The sequence below is a fragment of the Pseudonocardia yuanmonensis genome, assembly GCF_039542425.1.
Lineage (GTDB): Bacteria > Actinomycetota > Actinomycetes > Mycobacteriales > Pseudonocardiaceae > Pseudonocardia > Pseudonocardia yuanmonensis.
In genome coordinates this window covers 329,000-343,645 of sequence record NZ_BAABIC010000003.1, presented here as the reverse complement: position 1 = coordinate 343,645, position 14,646 = coordinate 329,000, and the positions used below count along the sequence as shown (strand labels likewise).

The following is a 14,646-nucleotide window of genomic DNA, read 5'->3' as shown; positions in this document are numbered from 1 at the left end:
CGTGCGCGACCCCCCGCCTGTGACCTGTGCTCACTCGACGCTGACGGTCTCCTTGGCCAGCGACGCGAAGTGCGTCTGCGCGGCCGAGACGATCCGGGCACGGTTCTTGTGCTGCTCCTCGTACCGGATCACGGCCTGGATCCCGTCCGGCGTACGGAGCGTCCGGATCGCGGCGACGGCCTCCTGGACGCTCTTGGCGTCGTAGTCCTCGATCGGCAGCTCGTCGGCGCGCAGCGCGCCGGCGTCCCGGCGGACCGTGTGCACGGTGGCGCCGGCGCGGGGGCCGCCGTCGGCGTGCGCGACGTCCTCGGCCCGCTCCAGGCCGGCGTCGACGGCCGTGCCGACGACCTCACGGGTGTCGGTCGCGACCCGCTCGACCTTGCTGCCGATCAGGCCGACCTTGTCACCGATGCGGCCGAGCCGCGCCCGGACCTCGTCGCCGGCCCTGGCGACCCGGTGCGCGGCGCGGTTCACGCCGCCGACGGTGAGCCGGGTGGGCAGCTGGACGGCCCGGGTGACGCCCCCGGCCACGGCCTGCAGCGGCGTCGGGCGCAGCGCGGCCGGCCCGCCGAGGGCCTCCTCGGCCAGGACGGTGGTGAGCCAGTCGACGGTCGCGGTGTGCGCGGTGACCAGCTGCTCGGCGAGGGCGTGCACGCTCACCGGGCCGTCCGTCGCGGTCAGCCCGACCAGGTAGCGGGCGCGGTCGAGCAGCTGGTGCTCGAGCGCGAGATCGCCCAGCAGGGCCTCGTCGAGCGGCTGGGCCTGCTCGACCGTGCTCTTGACCAGGTACGCCGCGAAACCCACGGCCGGGGCGACGACGTCCGGCACCTCACCCAGGTCGCGCAGCGCGGCGGCGATGCGCTCGGCGCGGCGCTCGGCGTTGTCGCCGTTCTGCTCCAGCTCGCGGCGCACGGCGTCGGTGCGCGCCTGCGCCACGCGGGTGCGCGCGATCTGGACCTCGGTGCGGGTGAGCTGCTCCAGGGTGCGGAGCTGGCTGATGACGGCGGGATTCGCCACGGGACAACCTTCCTCGTGCGTCGGGTCGGGCGTGCGATTCGGGTTTGTTACTCACGGGTTTGCACACCGCGCCGCCCGTCACACGTGGATCCCGGCGAGGCGTGGCTCACGTCGCGGCCGACGCGCGGCGGTGCGCCCGGGTGGTGCGATCATCAGGGTCGGCGGAGGGAGTGACGGCATGCGGGCGTACGGCTTCACGGCGGTGGGCGGACCGGAGAACGAGACGTTCCTCGAGGTGCCGGTCCCGGAGCCCGGGCCCGGCGAGCTCCGCGTGCGGGTGCGTGCGGCCGGGGTGAACCCGGGTGACTGGCGGCTGCGCGAAGGCTCGTACGGCACCGAGGGATCCGCGGTGCTCGGCCGGGAGGTGGCCGGCACGGTCGTCGCCCTCGGCCCGGGCGTCGACGGGTTCGCGGTGGGCGACGAGGTCTTCGGCGGCTGCCCGGGCATGGTCGGCGGCTGGGCCGAGGAGGCCCTGGTCACGGCGTCGTTCGCCGCGCACCGGCCGGAGAGCGTGGCACCGGAGGCCGCCGCGGCGCTGCCGGTCGCCGCCGGCACCGCGTACGACGCCCTGGAGAACCTGCAGCTCCCGCCCGGATCGACGCTCCTGGTCAACGGTGCCGGTGGCGGCGTCGGCGTGCCCGTCGTGCAGCTCGCGCGGGCCCGCGGGCTCCACGTCATCGGCACGGCCAGCCCCGCCAAGCACGATCTCGTGGCGGGGTTCGGGGCCGTCCCGGTGGCGTACGGCGAGGGCGTGCTCGACCGGGTACGGGCCGCTGCTCCGCAAGGCGTCGACGCCGTGTTCGACCTGGTCGGCGGCGATGCGCTGCGTACCGTCGCCACCCTGCTCGCGGATCGCTCGCGGCTGCTGTCGGTGGCGGACAAGCCGCTGGTGAAGGAGCTCGGCGGCCGGGACGTCGTCCGCGACCGCAGCACCGCCGTGCTCACCGCGCTGGTCCGGCTGGTCGAGGAGGGCGCGCTCGACCCGCACGTCACGCGGGTGCTGCCGCTCGATCAGGCCGGCGCCGCGCTCGCCGAGGTGGAGGCGGGGCACGCGCAGGGGAAGGTGGTGCTCGTGATGACGGTGATGACAACGGAGGCCGCGCCCGCCTAGCGTCCCGCGCATGGCGGGGACTGCGGCCGAGCGGCTGGCGGAGATGCTGGTCGGACACGTCGTGGTCACGATGGTCGCCCTCGGGCACCGCCTGGGCCTGCTCGACGCGCTGGCCGCCGGACCGGCGACCGCCGAGGAGATCGCGGCGCGGGCCGGGGCGGACCCCCGGTACGTCCGGGAGTGGCTGGGTGCGCTGGTTGGGGCCGGATTCGTCGAGGTGGACCCCGCCGGTGCGACCTACCGCTTCGCCGACGGCGCCGAGGCCGTCCTGAGCGGGCCGACGGCCGCCAACCTCGCCCCGACCGCGGACATGCTCGTGCGGCTGACCGGCATGGCGCCCGAGGTCGGCGCCCGGTTCGGCGACGGCGGCGGCATCCCGCCGCGGGTCTACGCCGAGCGGGCCGGCGAGGCGCTCGGCGGTTCCCGCCGCTGGCTGTACGAGGAGCACTTCGTCGAGGGCTTCCTCGGCGCGGTCCCGGGGCTCACCGACCGGCTGCGCGCCGGGGCCCGGGTGCTCGACGTCGGGTGCGGCAGCGGGCAGGTCGCCCGGCTCGTCGCCGACGCGTTCCCCGCCAGCACGGTCACCGGCGTCGACGTCGTGCCCGAGGCGATCGCGGCGGCCGCGGCCGCGGGCGGGGAGCGGACGAACCTGCACTACCGGGTCGCCGACGCCGCCGACCTCGACGGAGCGCCGGGATCGATCGACGTCGTGCTGGCCGTGGACGTGGTGCACGACCTCGCCGACCCCGCCGCGGCACTGCGCGGGATCCGGCGGCTGCTGGCACCCGGCGGGCTGTTCGTGATGGTGGACATCTCCTACACCGGGCACCTGCCGGCTCTCGCCGGCGACCCCGGCGCGACCTCGGCCTTCGGCATCAGCGTGCTGCACTGCCTGCCCGTCTCGCTCGCGGGAGGCGGGGCCGGGCTCGGCGCGATGTGGGGGCACGAACGGGCGGAGGCGCTCCTCGCGGAGGCGGGCTTCGCCGTCGAGGCCCGGCTGCCCTCCCCGCGCCCGCAGAACGCGATCTACGTGGCGCGCCCGGTCGGGTCCTAGGCTGCGGGGAGCCGATCCCGACGACGAGACCCGGGGGTGTGCGCCGATGCGCCTGGAGACCCTGCTGCCGCTGGGGAAGGTCGATCCCGGCCTCCGCACGCCCGACACCCCGCTCGACATCTGGTCGGTGGGGGAGAAGGCGGCGCTGCTGGAGGAGGTCGGGTACGGCGGACTGGTCGTCGAGGAGACCAAGGACGACCCCTTCGCCGTCCTCACGCTCGCCGCGCAGGCGACCACCCGGCTGCGGCTGGGCACCGCCGTCGCGATCGCCTTCCCGCGCAGCCCCACCGTGACCGCGCTGCACGCCTGGACGCTGCAGAAGCTCTCCCGCGGGCGGTTCACCCTCGGGCTCGGCTCGCAGGTGCGCGGGCACATCACCCGCCGCTACGGCATGCCGTGGTCGCCGCCCGGGCCATGGATGCGCGAGTACGTGCGGGCCGTCCGGGCGGTGTGGCACACCTGGCAGACCGGCGAACCGCTGGACTTCCACGGCGAGCACTACGACCTCACGCTGATGGTCCCGCTGTTCGACGCCGGGCCGATCGAGCACCCGGACGTCCCGGTCCACCTGGCCGCCGTCAACCCCTACATGTGCTCGGTGGCCGGCGAGGTCGCCGACGGGGTGCGCCCGCACCCGGTGTGCACCCCGTCGTACATCGCCGAGGTCATGCTGCCCGCGGTACGCCGCGGCGCCGCCCGCTCCGGCCGGTCGCTCGAGGACTTCCGGGTCTGCATGAAGCCGCTGGTCGCCTCGGCCCGCACCGACGAGGAGCTGGCCGTCAAGGTCCGGGACGCCCGCGCCCGGATCGCCTTCTACGCCTCCACCCCGGGCTACCGCGCCGCGTTCGAGCACCTCGGGCTCGGCGACCTGGCCACCGAGGCCGCCGTGCTGTCGAAGGCGAAGCGGTGGGAGGAGCTGCCCGGCCTGATCGACGACGCGGTGCTGGACCGGTTCGCCGTGATCGGGACCTACGACGTCATCGCCGAGCGGCTCCTGGAGCGGTTCGCGGGCGTCGTCACGGACGTCGAGTTCTCGATCGCCGTGCGGGACGACGAGGGGGGCGACGAGGACCGGGCGACGCTGGCCGCGCTGGCCCGCACGATCCAGGAACACGACGACGCCGCCGCCCGCGCGGCCGTCGCCGGCGGGGACGTGCGGGACTATCGGGAGGCGCCGATCCGTTGAGATCCACGGGACTGCACGACGAGGAGGGAGCAGAGATGAGCCGCTACGAGAAGGCGATCCTGGCAGGGGGCTGCTTCTGGGGCATGCAGGACCTCATCCGCAAGCGGCCGGGCGTGGTGAGCACCCGCGTCGGCTACACGGGTGGGGACGTCCCGAACGCCACCTACCGCAACCACGGCACGCACGCCGAGGGCATCGAGATCGTGTTCGACCCGGAGAGGACCAGCTACCGCGAGCTGCTGGAGTTCTTCTTCCAGATCCACGACCCGACCACGAAGAACCGGCAGGGCAACGACATCGGCATGTCGTACCGCTCGGCGATCTACTACCTCGACGACGAGCAGAAGCGCGTCGCCGAGGACACCATCGCGGACGTCGACGCCTCCGGGCTCTGGCCCGGCAAGGTCGTGACCGAGGTCGAGCCCGCGGGCGACTTCTGGGAGGCCGAGCCCGAGCACCAGGACTACCTGGAGCGCATCCCGTGGGGCTACACCTGCCACTTCCCGCGGCCGGACTGGGTGCTGCCCAAGCGGGCCGACGCGAAGGCCTGACCCACGGCCAGATCCACGGCCTGATCGACAGCTGAACGAACGGCGCTCACGCTCACTAGATGTGAGCGAGAGCGCCGTTCACCTGTTCAGGCGTGGTCGGGGCGGCCCCACTCCTGCGGGGAGGTGTACTGCAGGAGGTTGTAGAGCCGCTTCTGCACGGTGGCGATCTCCCGCACCGACTGGGCGACCAGGCTGCGGTCGAGCGGGGTGAGCCGGCGCATCCACACGACGTCCGACACGGGCTCGCCGCGGTCGAACTGCGCGAGCTGATGGCGCAGCCGGACCCGTTGGAGCACCTCGAACACCTCGACCAGGGTGTCGCCCTGGTCCTTCGACAGCAGCATCGAGCCCGCGGCGGCAGCCAGCCGGGCACGCGTGGACAGCTCGGGCGAGCGCACGCTGAGCGCCGCCCACCGGGCCATCTCGACGACCGGGCGCAGGGCGTGCGCCTTGAGGTCGAACGTGCCGCCGCGCCCGGCGAGCACGTCGCGCACCGACCGCAGGTGCGCCCGGTGCGACAGCGACTCCCGGACCAGCAGCTTCATCGTGGCGGGATGGTCGCGGACCCCGGCGAACACCTCGGTGACCACGGGCCGCGCGGGGTCGCCCTGGATCGGGCGGCCGTCGAGCAGCAGCGAGGCCATGAGCATCCCCTGGTTGTCCAGGGGCGCGGTCAGCCACCGCTCCGCGGCGGCGCGCCACTCGGTGCGGGTGCGCGCGAAGGTGGGCGACGCGGGCGTGGCGCCGTGCGCGTCGACCCGCAACCCGGCCCGGCACAGCACGTCGGCCACCTCGGCGAAGGCGCCCCGGTAGGCCGCCGCCCGGCGCGCGTCGACGGACTCCGCGAAGACGACGGCGGAGTCGACGTCCGAGCCGAGGGTGGGCTCGCGGCGGGCGTTGCTGCCCAGCAGCATCCAGGTGACCTCGCCCTCGTCGAGGTCCGCACGGTCGGCGAGGACCAGGGTCAGGACCCGCCGCAGGACGGCGTCGACCACCGTCGAGTAGACCGCGGTGGTCTCCGAGGCCTCCCGCCGCTGCCGGACCAGGTCCCCGAGCAGGAGGGGGAGCTGCCGGGCCAGGGTCACGACGTCGTTGAGCCGCTCGGCGCGCACCACCTGCTCGCGCAGCATCACCCCGGCCGCGGACGGTGAGGCGAGGAAGTCCTGCGGGTCGACCGCGCCGGCCAGCCGGCCGTCGGCGTCGACCACCAGCAGGAGGTCGAGCCGGTGCTCGGTGAGCTCCTGCAGCACGTCCGCGGTGGGGGTGCCGGTCCGGACGGTCCGGGCCACCGGCGTCATCACCTCGGTGACGGGGGTGTCGCCCGGCCTGCGCTCCGCCACGACGCGCGCCCGCAGCACCGCGTCCGTGACCAGCCCGAACCGGCCCTCGCCGAGCGGGACGGCGAGGTAGCCGGACCCGCGCTCGCTCATCAGCCGGGCCGCCTCGGCCACCGTGGTCCGCGGCGAACCGAGCACCGGCTCGGACACCACCAGCTCGTCGACGGTCCGGAAGCGGGGCGCCGGGCCCGTGCGGTTGCGGGCGGCGAAGAGGTCGTGGGCGAGCAGCCGCACACCGGCCGGGGAGGAGAAGGCCGAGGCCACGGCCTTGCGCGGGATCCGTACCAGCCGCACCGGGCCGAGTGCCACGGTCCGCGGCCCGACGGCCGCGCCGGTGAGCACCGACGTCTGCCCGAAGACCCCGCCGCGCCCGACGGTCTCGTCGGCGGGGCGGTCGCAGGCGTCGTCGACGGTCCACATCTCGACCTGTCCCGTGAGCACGACGTGCACCGCCTCACCGGCCTGCGCGAAGGCGTCGAGGATCTGCGCGCCCGGCGGGTGGTCGACGATCTCGGCCGCCTCCGCGACCCGGCGCAGCTCGTGCTCCGGGAGGGAACTGAACGGCGCGGTCCGTCCCAGGAAGCCCGCGAGATCCTCCACGGGGCCATCGTGTCAGGCAGGGCGTCGGGCAGGGTGCCCGGCCGCTGCCTGCGGAGCCTCGGGTCAGCGCAGGTCGGGCCAGGTGAGCGCGGCGGCGCCCCAGGTCGCCCCGCCGCCGAACGCGGTGAGCACGACCTTGTCGCCGGGGCGCAGGAGCCCGCGCTCGTGCGCGTCGGACAGCGCGACCGGGATGGATGCGGCGGCGGTGTTGCCGACCCGGTCGAGGTTGGCCACGACCCGGTCCGCGGGCAGGCCCAGCCGGTGCGCCACGGCGTCCAGGATCCGCCGGTTGGCCTGGTGCCCGACGAACCGGTCGACCTCGTCGACGGTCCAGCCGGTGCGGGTGAGGATCTCCTCGGTCGAGCGGGTCATCCGGTCGACGGCCTGGCGGTACACGGCCTGGCCCTGCATGGTGAACCAGCGGTCCTCGGAGCCGGGGTCGCGCGAGCCGCCGCCCGGGGTGATGATCAGGTCCTCCTGGCCGCCGTCGCTGCCGAGGACGATGTCGTGCACGGTGCCGCCGCCCGCCCGCAGGACCACGGCCCCGGCGCCGTCGCCGAACAGGAAGGCGGTGCGACGGTCGGCGGGGTCGACGATGGTCGAGAAGGTGTCCGCCGCGATCAGCAGCACGGAGTCCGCGGCACCGCCGGTGATCATCGCGGCGGCGGTCGAGAGGCCGTACAGGAACCCGGAGCACACGGCGTTGACGTCGAAGGCCGGGACCGTGCCCAGACCCAGCCGGTGCGCGACGAGCGGGGCGGTGGCCGGGCAGGTGCGGTCCGGGGTGGTGGTCGCGAGCACGACCAGGTCGACCTCGCCGCTCCCGCCGGTGTGCAGGTCGGCCTTGAGCGCGCGGGCGCCCGCCTCGGCGGCCAGGTCGGAGGTCGCGGTGCCCGGGTCGACGTGGTGGCGGGTGGCGATGCCGCTGCGGGTGCGGATCCACTCGTCGGAGGTGTCCAGCGTCGCGGCGAGGTCGTCGTTCGTGACGACGCGGGCGGGCAACGCGTGCCCGAGTCCGGTGAGGCGCGGAGCGCGGTCCTGCATTCGGGGCACCTGGTTCGGGGTCGGAGACGGCGGACCGGGTCGAGTCTCCTGCCTCGCCCGGCGTGCCCACAACCGGGCTGTGACCAGCGGATCTTCGAAGCAGCGCTCTACTGGTCGGTAGGCCGAGCGGGCGCGGGAGATCGGCGCCGGGGGCACTGCACCGACCGGCCGTGCGGGCCTCCGGACACGTGGGTTTTCGAACGAAACTCTTCGTGCGAGACTTTCCGGGCCGACTACCCCGAGGACGAGGAGAGCCCCCACCCATGGAGTGGACCGGAGCCCGCTACGGCGATCAGCCGACCGTCGAGGTCGAGACGTGGGTGGACGCGCCGCCGGAGCAGGTGTGGCCCGCGGTCGTCGACGTCGAGGCGATGCCCGGGCAGAGCCCCGAGGTGCAACGGGTGGAGTGGCTGGAGGGCGGTGCCCCGCGGGTGGGCGCGCGGTTCCGCGGCCACAACGCGCACGAGGCGCTGGGGGAGTGGTCCACCGTGTCGCACGTCGTCGAGTGCGAGGAGCCGCGGGTGTTCGCCTGGGCCGTCGAGGACGCCGACAACCCCACGGCGACCTGGCGGTTCACCCTCGAACCGGCCGGCGGCGGCACCCGGTTGCGGCAGTGGGTGCGGATGGGGCCGGCGCCGTCCGGGCTGAGCCTGGCCATCGAGCGGATGCCGGACAAGGAGCAGAAGATCGTCTTCGTCCGGCTGCGGGAGTTCGAGAAGAACATGACCGGCACCGTGGAGGCGATCAAGAAGCGCGTCGAGGGCGCGTGATGCGCACCGCCACCACGGTCGAGGGGTCGGCGGGCGACGTCCGGCGGACCGTCGAGCTCGTCGTCGAGGCGGAGAAGCTCGGCATGGACGCGGTGTTCGTCGCCGAGGCCTGGGGGTCGGACGCCCCGTCCGTCCTCGGGCACCTCGCCGCCCGCACCCACCGCATCACCCTCGGCTCCGGGATCGTGCAGGTCGGGACCCGCACGCCGGTCGCGATCGCGCAGGCCGCGCTCACCCTCGCCGACCTGTCCGAGGGCCGGTTCGTCCTCGGCCTCGGCCCGTCCGGCCCCCAGGTGATCGAGGGCCTGCACGGCGTCCCGTTCGCCCGCCCGCTCACCCGGACCCGTGAGGCGATCGCGGTGATCCGGCAGGCGTTCGCGGGGGAGAAGGTCGCGTTCGCCGGACAGACCGTCCGGATCCCGCTGCCCGGCGGCGAGGGCCGGCCGATGCGGCTGTCCACCGCCCCGAACCCGGACATCCCGATCTACCTCGCCACGATGTCCCCGCGCATGCTGCGGCTGACCGGTGAGACGGCCGACGGCTGGCTGGGCACGAGCTTCGTGCCCGAGGGGTCCGCGGCCTACTTCGGCCCCCTCGACGAGGGGCTCGCCGCGGCCGGGCGCACCCGCGCCGACCTGGACGTCTGCCAGGGCGCCGAGGTCGCGTTCGCGACCGACGAGGACGAGCTGCGCGGCATGGTCGCCGAGCGGCGGCAGGGGCTCGCGTTCAGCCTGGGTGGGATGGGCTCGGCCACCACGAACTTCTACAACGCCGCCTACAGCCGGCAGGGCTGGGCGGAGGTCGCCGCCGAGGTCCGCGAGCGGTGGCAGGCCGGGGACCGGGCCGGGGCGGCCGCGCTGGTCACGGACGAGATGGTGCTGGGCACCACGCTCATCGGGACCGAGGAGATGGTCCGGGCGCGGCTGCGGGTGTGGCGCGACGCGGGCGTGGACACCGTGCGCCTCTACCCCGCCGGCGGGACGCTCGACGAGCGCCTGACCACTCTCGGCCGCGCCCTCGACCTCGTGCGGGAGATCTAGAGCCCGTACTCCCGGATCTTGCGGTAGAGCGAGGAGCGGGCGATCTGCAGCTGCGCGGCCGCCGCGACCTTGTTCCCACCGCTGTCCCGCAAGGCCTCCCGGATGGCGTCGGCCTCGGCGGCCTCCATCGGGGTCAGCCGGGTCCGCGGCGTCGCGGCGCGCAGCCGGGCGGGCAGGTCGTCCGCGTCGACGACGGCGCGGTCCTGGCGGGCGAGCCAGCGCGCGGCCCCGGCGAGCTGGCGGAGGTTGCCCGGCCAGGGGTGCCGGCGCAGCAGCTCCGTGGCGTCGGGGGTGAGCCGCGGCCGCGGTGCCCGGCGGTCCACCGTGAGCTCGTCGAGCAGGCCGTCGAGCAGTGCGGGGATCTCGTCCGGGCGGCTGCGCAGCGGCGGCACCTCGACGGCGTCGAGGCCGAACCGGTCGAGCAACGCCTGCTGGGCAGGGGTCGCGCTGGTCGGGTCACCGGACCAGGTGCCGGCGATGCGCGCCCGGCTGTCGCGGACGTCGTCCAGCAGGGTGGCGAGGGCGGCGCAGCCGCCGCCGTCGAGCGTGTCGAGATGGGTCAGGGCCACCCCGGAGTCGAGCGCCTCCCGGACCGCGGCGAGCCAGGCCGGCAGGCCCTCCGCGGGCAGCCGCGCGGCGTCGTGCACCGCGAGGCCGAGCCCGGCGAGCAGCGTGGTCTTGCCCGTGCCCGGCTCCCCGTGCACGAGCAGCGGTTCGGTCCCGAGACGGCGGCGCACGGCGTCGGCGAGCCGCTCGCCGGTGGCCCGGGACGGCGGGACGGCGGGGCGGGCGGGCGCGGCCGGTCTCTCGCCGGCCTCGGGGACCGTCACGATCAACCCGACCGTCCGGCCCGCGGAGGTGACCGCGCGGCACCGGACCTCGGGCCCGTCCGGACCCGCGGGAACCGTCACCTCGGTCGCCCCGGCCAGCTCGTCCTGGGCCCGCGCCCACCAGGTCCGGTGGTCGAGCTCCAGGCGGGCGCCGGCGCGGTTGGCGATGAGGATGTCGCCGTCGAGCACCACGACCGCGGCCGCGCTGCGCCTCCGGGCGCTGAGGTAGTGCCGGAACAGCTCGCGTTCCCGGGCGCTGCTCGTGCCGTAGAGCTCCGCCTCGATCTCCCGGACCAGCTTGAGCAGCGTGGGCCGGACCAGCGGGTTCGTGTCCTCGGCGCGGCAGGTCATGTTCAGCGCGCCGAGCACGCGCCGGGTCATCGGGTGCCGCACCGGCGCGGCCGCGCAGCTGAAACCGTGCAACGCGCCGGAGTAGTGGTCCGCCCCGGTCACGACGACCGGCCGGGCGGTCTCCAGCGCCGTGCCGATCCCGTTGGTGCCGACGTGCTCCTCGGCCCACTCGGTGCCGACCACGACCGAGCGCCGGTCCAGCCGCCTCCGCAGGTCGTCCGTGTCCGTCCAGCGCCACAGCACCGTGCCGGTCGGGCCGGTGAGCATCAGGCTGGTGTCCGCGCCGACCAGGGTGTCCGCCGCGGCCTCCAGCACCGGCGTGGCGGTGCGGCTGAAGCGGTTCTCCTCGGGCTGCGCCTGCGGCAGCTCCAGCTGGTCCGGGTCGACCCCGGACAGCCGCGACCGCCGCCAGGACTCGACGATCTCCGGCCGGCGCGGGATGCGCTCCACCTCACCGGCCAGCAGCCGTTCCCGTTCCTCGTCGATCACCCGTGCACCACCCGCCGCAGCACCGCTCCGCAGCCTCGCGGCGGCGTCGTCGCCGCCGTCGGAGCCCGACGCTACACGGCGCGACCAGGCCGATCACCTCGGCGAAGGGTGGGGATCGTGCGCGGGGGCCGGCTCAGGACAGGGCGCGCAGCTCGCCGCGCGCGGGTTCGGCCAGCGACCGCACCACGTCCCACAGCTGGTCCTCGTCCATGGACATCACCGTGGGCGACGCGCTCGGGACCGTCGCGTCGTCGCTCTGGGGAAGCCGGTCGTCGTCGACCATCTCGCGTACCTCCGTGCTCGGGCCAGAAGGTCACTACCCCCGGAACGAACGCGGTATGCAGGCCTGCGATACGCGGACCGCGACCGGGCGCCCAGCGGTGCGGGACGTGTCGAACGGGCCCGGCTCGGGTAGCCCGTCAGGTGGTGGTCCGCCCGACCACCGCAGGCCCACCACGCACCGAACACCAGCACGACCACCGACGACGGTCGCGGCCCGTGCCGGCCGCGACGAGGAGGCCCAGAACCGGTGACGACAGCGCGCCCGCACCCCACCACGACCGACGCCGGCATCCCGGTCGAGAGCGACGAGCACTCGCTGACCGTCGGCCCCGGCGGCCCGATCCTGCTGCAGGACAGCTACCTCATCGAGCAGATGGCGCAGTTCAACCGGGAGCGCATCCCGGAGCGCCAGCCGCACGCGAAGGGCAGCGGCGCCTTCGGGTACTTCGAGGTCACCAACGACGTCAGCGCCTACACCAAGGCGGCGCTCTTCCAGCCCGGCACCCGGACCGAGCTCGGCGTCCGCTTCTCCACCGTCGCGGGGGAGCGGGGCAGCCCCGACACGTGGCGCGACCCGCGCGGGTTCGCGATCAAGTTCTACACGGCCGAGGGCAACTACGACATGGTCGGCAACAACACGCCGGTCTTCTTCGTCAAGGACCCGATGAAGTTCCAGCACTTCATCCGGTCCCAGAAGCGGCGCGCGGACAACAACCTGCGCGACCACGACATGCAGTGGGACTTCTGGACCCTCTCGCCCGAGTCCGCGCACCAGGTCACCTGGCTGATGGGCGACCGCGGCATCCCGCGCACCTGGCGGCACATGAACGGCTACACGAGCCACACGTACATGTGGATCAACGAGGCGGGCGAGGAGTTCTGGGTCAAGTACCACTTCAAGACCGACCAGGGCATCGAGTGCTTCACCCAGCACGAGGCCGACCAGATGGCCGCGGCGGACACGGACTACCACACCCGTGACCTGTTCGAGCACATCCGGGACGGCGACTTCCCGTCCTGGACGCTGTCCGTGCAGATCATGCCGTACGAGGACGCGAAGACCTACCGCTTCAACCCCTTCGACCTGACGAAGGTGTGGCCGCACGGCGACTACCCGCTGACCGAGGTCGGGCGGATGACGCTGGACCGCAACCCCACGGACAACCACACCGAGATCGAGCAGATCGCCTTCCAGCCCAACAACCTGGTGCCCGGCATCGGCCCCTCGCCGGACCGGATGCTGCTGGCGCGGCTGTTCTCCTACGCCGACGCGCACCGCCACCGCCTGGGCGGGAACTACCAGCAGATCCCGGTCAACGCGCCCGTCGTGGAGACGCACTCCTACTCCAAGGACGGCGCGATGCGGGTGAAGAAGGTCTCCGACCCGGTGTACGCGCCGAACTCCTACGGCGGGCCCGCCGCCGACACGGAGCGCTACGGCCGGGTGCCGACCTGGTACGCCGACGGCGACATCATGCGCACCGCCTACGTCGACCACGCCGAGGACGACGACTGGGGCCAGCCCGGCACGCTCGTCCGCGAGGTGATGGACGACGCCGCCCGGGGGCGGCTGGTCGACAACGTCGTGGGGCACCTGCTCAACGGCGTGTCCGAGCCGATCCTCGAGCGCGCGTTCGAGTACTGGCACAACATCGACAAGGAGATCGGCGACCGGATCGAGGCCGGGGTCCGGGAGAAGTCCGCGGAGAAGGACCCGAAGGCGGACGACCAGGGCAACCCCGCCCGGCAGAGCATGCAGGCCAAGGCCTGACGGGCCTGATTGGCCTGACGGCCGCCTCGCGGGGGTCCCGGGGCGGCACGGAGCGGCACGGAGCGGCCGGGTTCAGCCCGGCCGCTCCGTCGCGTAGACGAGGTTCAGCGCCTGTCCGGGTGCCGGGGTCACCGTGACCTCGCCGAACCCGGCCTCGCCCAGCATGCGCACGGCCAGCTCCCTGCCCCACGCCGCGCCCAGCCCGGCGCCGCCCTCGGCGAGCGAGACCGTCATGCAGTGCAGGGTGCTGATCGTGTAGATCCAGGGGGCGAAGGGGTTGCCGACGTTGTCGGCGAGGTCGGTCTCCGCGGCCATGTCCACCATGACGAACCGGCCGCCGGGGACCAGCGCGTCGTGGATCCCGCGCAGCACCGCGGCGGGATCGACCTGGTCGTGCACCGCGTCGATGGCGAACGCGACGTCCACGGACTCGGTCGGGCGGAACGCGGCGGCGTCGGCCCGCTCGAACCGCACGTTCGTCAGGCCCTCGGCGGCGGCCTCGGCGCGGGCGTGGTCGAGGGCGTCCTCGGCGATGTCGTAGCCGGTGAAGGTCGAGGCCGGGAACGCCTTGGCCAGCAGGACCATCGCGTGCCCGGTCCCGCACCCGACGTCGGCCACCCGCGCGCCCGCCGTCAGCCGCTCGGTCAGCCCGGGCACGAGCGGGAGCCAGGCGTCGACGAGCAGCTCGTCGAGCGGGCGACGGTTGAGCTGGTCCATCACGCCGGTGAAGTCCGGCGCGAACGCCGAGTAGGGCAGCCCGCCGCCGTCGCGGAACACCTCGGCGATCGCGTCGAGGTTGCGGCCCAGCAGCGGCACCATGGCCGCCATCGGGGCCATGTTCTTCGAGCCCGGCCCGGTCAGCGCGGCGGCGTGCGCGGCGGGTAGGGCGTACCGCCCGTCGTCGTAGGTCATGATCCCGCCGGTGACCATCGCGCCCAGCCACTCGCGGACGTACCGCTCCTGCAGGCCGGCTCGCTCCGCCAGCTCGGCCGACGTCGCCGGGCCCCGCGCCGCGGCCTCGAACAGCCCGGTGCGGTGCCCGAGGTCGATCATCATCGTCAGCCCACCGGCGGTGTACACGCCGAAGAGGTGGCGGGCGAACTCGCGCACCGCGCGCCGGTCGGGGACGTCGGTGTCCGCGCTCGTGGTCATGGGGTGATCCTGCAACCTCACTGCAACCGTTGCCCAGGGCCTCGTCCCGGCGTGACCGTGG

The 14,646-nt window shown here is 74.4% G+C and carries 13 protein-coding genes; 7 read left to right on the top strand and 6 right to left on the bottom strand.

The annotated features are described in order from the left end of the window. Nucleotides 1-30 precede the first annotated feature (30 nt). Nucleotides 31-1,017: a ferritin-like domain-containing protein gene (locus ABD990_RS06235; protein WP_345378941.1), complete on the bottom strand. Its 987-nt coding sequence runs from the start codon at nucleotides 1,015-1,017 to the stop codon at nucleotides 31-33. A gap of 178 nt (nucleotides 1,018-1,195) precedes the next feature. Here ABD990_RS06235 and ABD990_RS06230 point away from each other — a divergent pair, with 178 nt between their 5' ends. From ABD990_RS06230 to msrA, 4 genes are read left to right on the top strand one after another with little or no spacing between them, the layout of a single operon-like run. Continuing rightward, nucleotides 1,196-2,128: an NADP-dependent oxidoreductase gene (locus ABD990_RS06230; protein ID WP_345378939.1), complete on the top strand. Its 933-nt coding sequence runs from the start codon at nucleotides 1,196-1,198 to the stop codon at nucleotides 2,126-2,128. Between the two features lie 10 nt (nucleotides 2,129-2,138). Further along, nucleotides 2,139-3,182: a methyltransferase domain-containing protein gene (locus ABD990_RS06225; RefSeq protein WP_345378938.1), complete on the top strand. Its 1,044-nt coding sequence runs from the start codon at nucleotides 2,139-2,141 to the stop codon at nucleotides 3,180-3,182. 46 nt (nucleotides 3,183-3,228) lie between these two features. Further along, nucleotides 3,229-4,368, top strand: a complete 1,140-nt coding sequence (locus tag ABD990_RS06220; protein ID WP_345378936.1) for a TIGR03617 family F420-dependent LLM class oxidoreductase — start codon at nucleotides 3,229-3,231, stop codon at nucleotides 4,366-4,368. A gap of 35 nt (nucleotides 4,369-4,403) precedes the next feature. Next, nucleotides 4,404-4,919, top strand: a complete 516-nt coding sequence (gene msrA, locus ABD990_RS06215; RefSeq protein WP_345378935.1) for a peptide-methionine (S)-S-oxide reductase MsrA — start codon at nucleotides 4,404-4,406, stop codon at nucleotides 4,917-4,919. An 86-nt stretch (nucleotides 4,920-5,005) separates the two neighbouring features. On the opposite strand, the gene ABD990_RS06210 is transcribed toward msrA, so the two are convergent. Continuing rightward, a complete protein-coding gene (locus ABD990_RS06210; protein ID WP_345378934.1) occupies nucleotides 5,006-6,856 on the bottom strand; it encodes a putative nucleotidyltransferase substrate binding domain-containing protein in 1,851 nt (616 codons plus the stop codon). 63 nt (nucleotides 6,857-6,919) lie between these two features. Further along, nucleotides 6,920-7,900, bottom strand: coding sequence for a beta-ketoacyl-ACP synthase III (locus ABD990_RS06205; protein WP_345378933.1), 981 nt, complete (start codon nucleotides 7,898-7,900; stop codon nucleotides 6,920-6,922). A 263-nt stretch (nucleotides 7,901-8,163) separates the two neighbouring features. Here ABD990_RS06205 and ABD990_RS06200 point away from each other — a divergent pair, with 263 nt between their 5' ends. Continuing rightward, nucleotides 8,164-8,670, top strand: a complete 507-nt coding sequence (locus ABD990_RS06200) for an SRPBCC family protein (RefSeq protein WP_345378932.1) — start codon at nucleotides 8,164-8,166, stop codon at nucleotides 8,668-8,670. Next, nucleotides 8,670-9,710 (top strand): LLM class flavin-dependent oxidoreductase, encoded by a 1,041-nt coding sequence (locus ABD990_RS06195; protein ID WP_345379067.1) that lies wholly within the window; start codon nucleotides 8,670-8,672, stop codon nucleotides 9,708-9,710. The genes ABD990_RS06200 and ABD990_RS06195 overlap by 1 nt, the downstream gene beginning before the upstream one ends. On the opposite strand, the gene ABD990_RS06190 is transcribed toward ABD990_RS06195, so the two are convergent. Together ABD990_RS06190 and ABD990_RS06185 are read right to left on the bottom strand one after the other, a co-directional pair. Further along, a complete protein-coding gene (locus ABD990_RS06190; RefSeq protein ID WP_345378931.1) occupies nucleotides 9,707-11,380 on the bottom strand; it encodes a sigma-54-dependent Fis family transcriptional regulator in 1,674 nt (557 codons plus the stop codon). The genes ABD990_RS06195 and ABD990_RS06190 overlap by 4 nt on opposite strands. A 133-nt stretch (nucleotides 11,381-11,513) precedes the next feature. Beyond that, on the bottom strand, nucleotides 11,514-11,663 hold the full coding sequence (locus tag ABD990_RS06185; RefSeq protein WP_345378929.1) for a hypothetical protein: 150 nt from the start codon (nucleotides 11,661-11,663) through the stop codon (nucleotides 11,514-11,516). 246 nt (nucleotides 11,664-11,909) lie between these two features. Here ABD990_RS06185 and ABD990_RS06180 point away from each other — a divergent pair, with 246 nt between their 5' ends. Then, nucleotides 11,910-13,433, top strand: coding sequence for a catalase (locus tag ABD990_RS06180; RefSeq protein WP_345378928.1), 1,524 nt, complete (start codon nucleotides 11,910-11,912; stop codon nucleotides 13,431-13,433). A 72-nt stretch (nucleotides 13,434-13,505) separates the two neighbouring features. Here ABD990_RS06180 and ABD990_RS06175 read toward each other — a convergent pair whose 3' ends face one another. Further along, nucleotides 13,506-14,585 carry a class I SAM-dependent methyltransferase gene (locus ABD990_RS06175; RefSeq protein ID WP_345378927.1) on the bottom strand — a complete coding sequence of 360 codons (1,080 nt, stop codon included), beginning with the start codon at nucleotides 14,583-14,585 and terminating at the stop codon, nucleotides 13,506-13,508. Nucleotides 14,586-14,646: the final 61 nt, after the last annotated feature.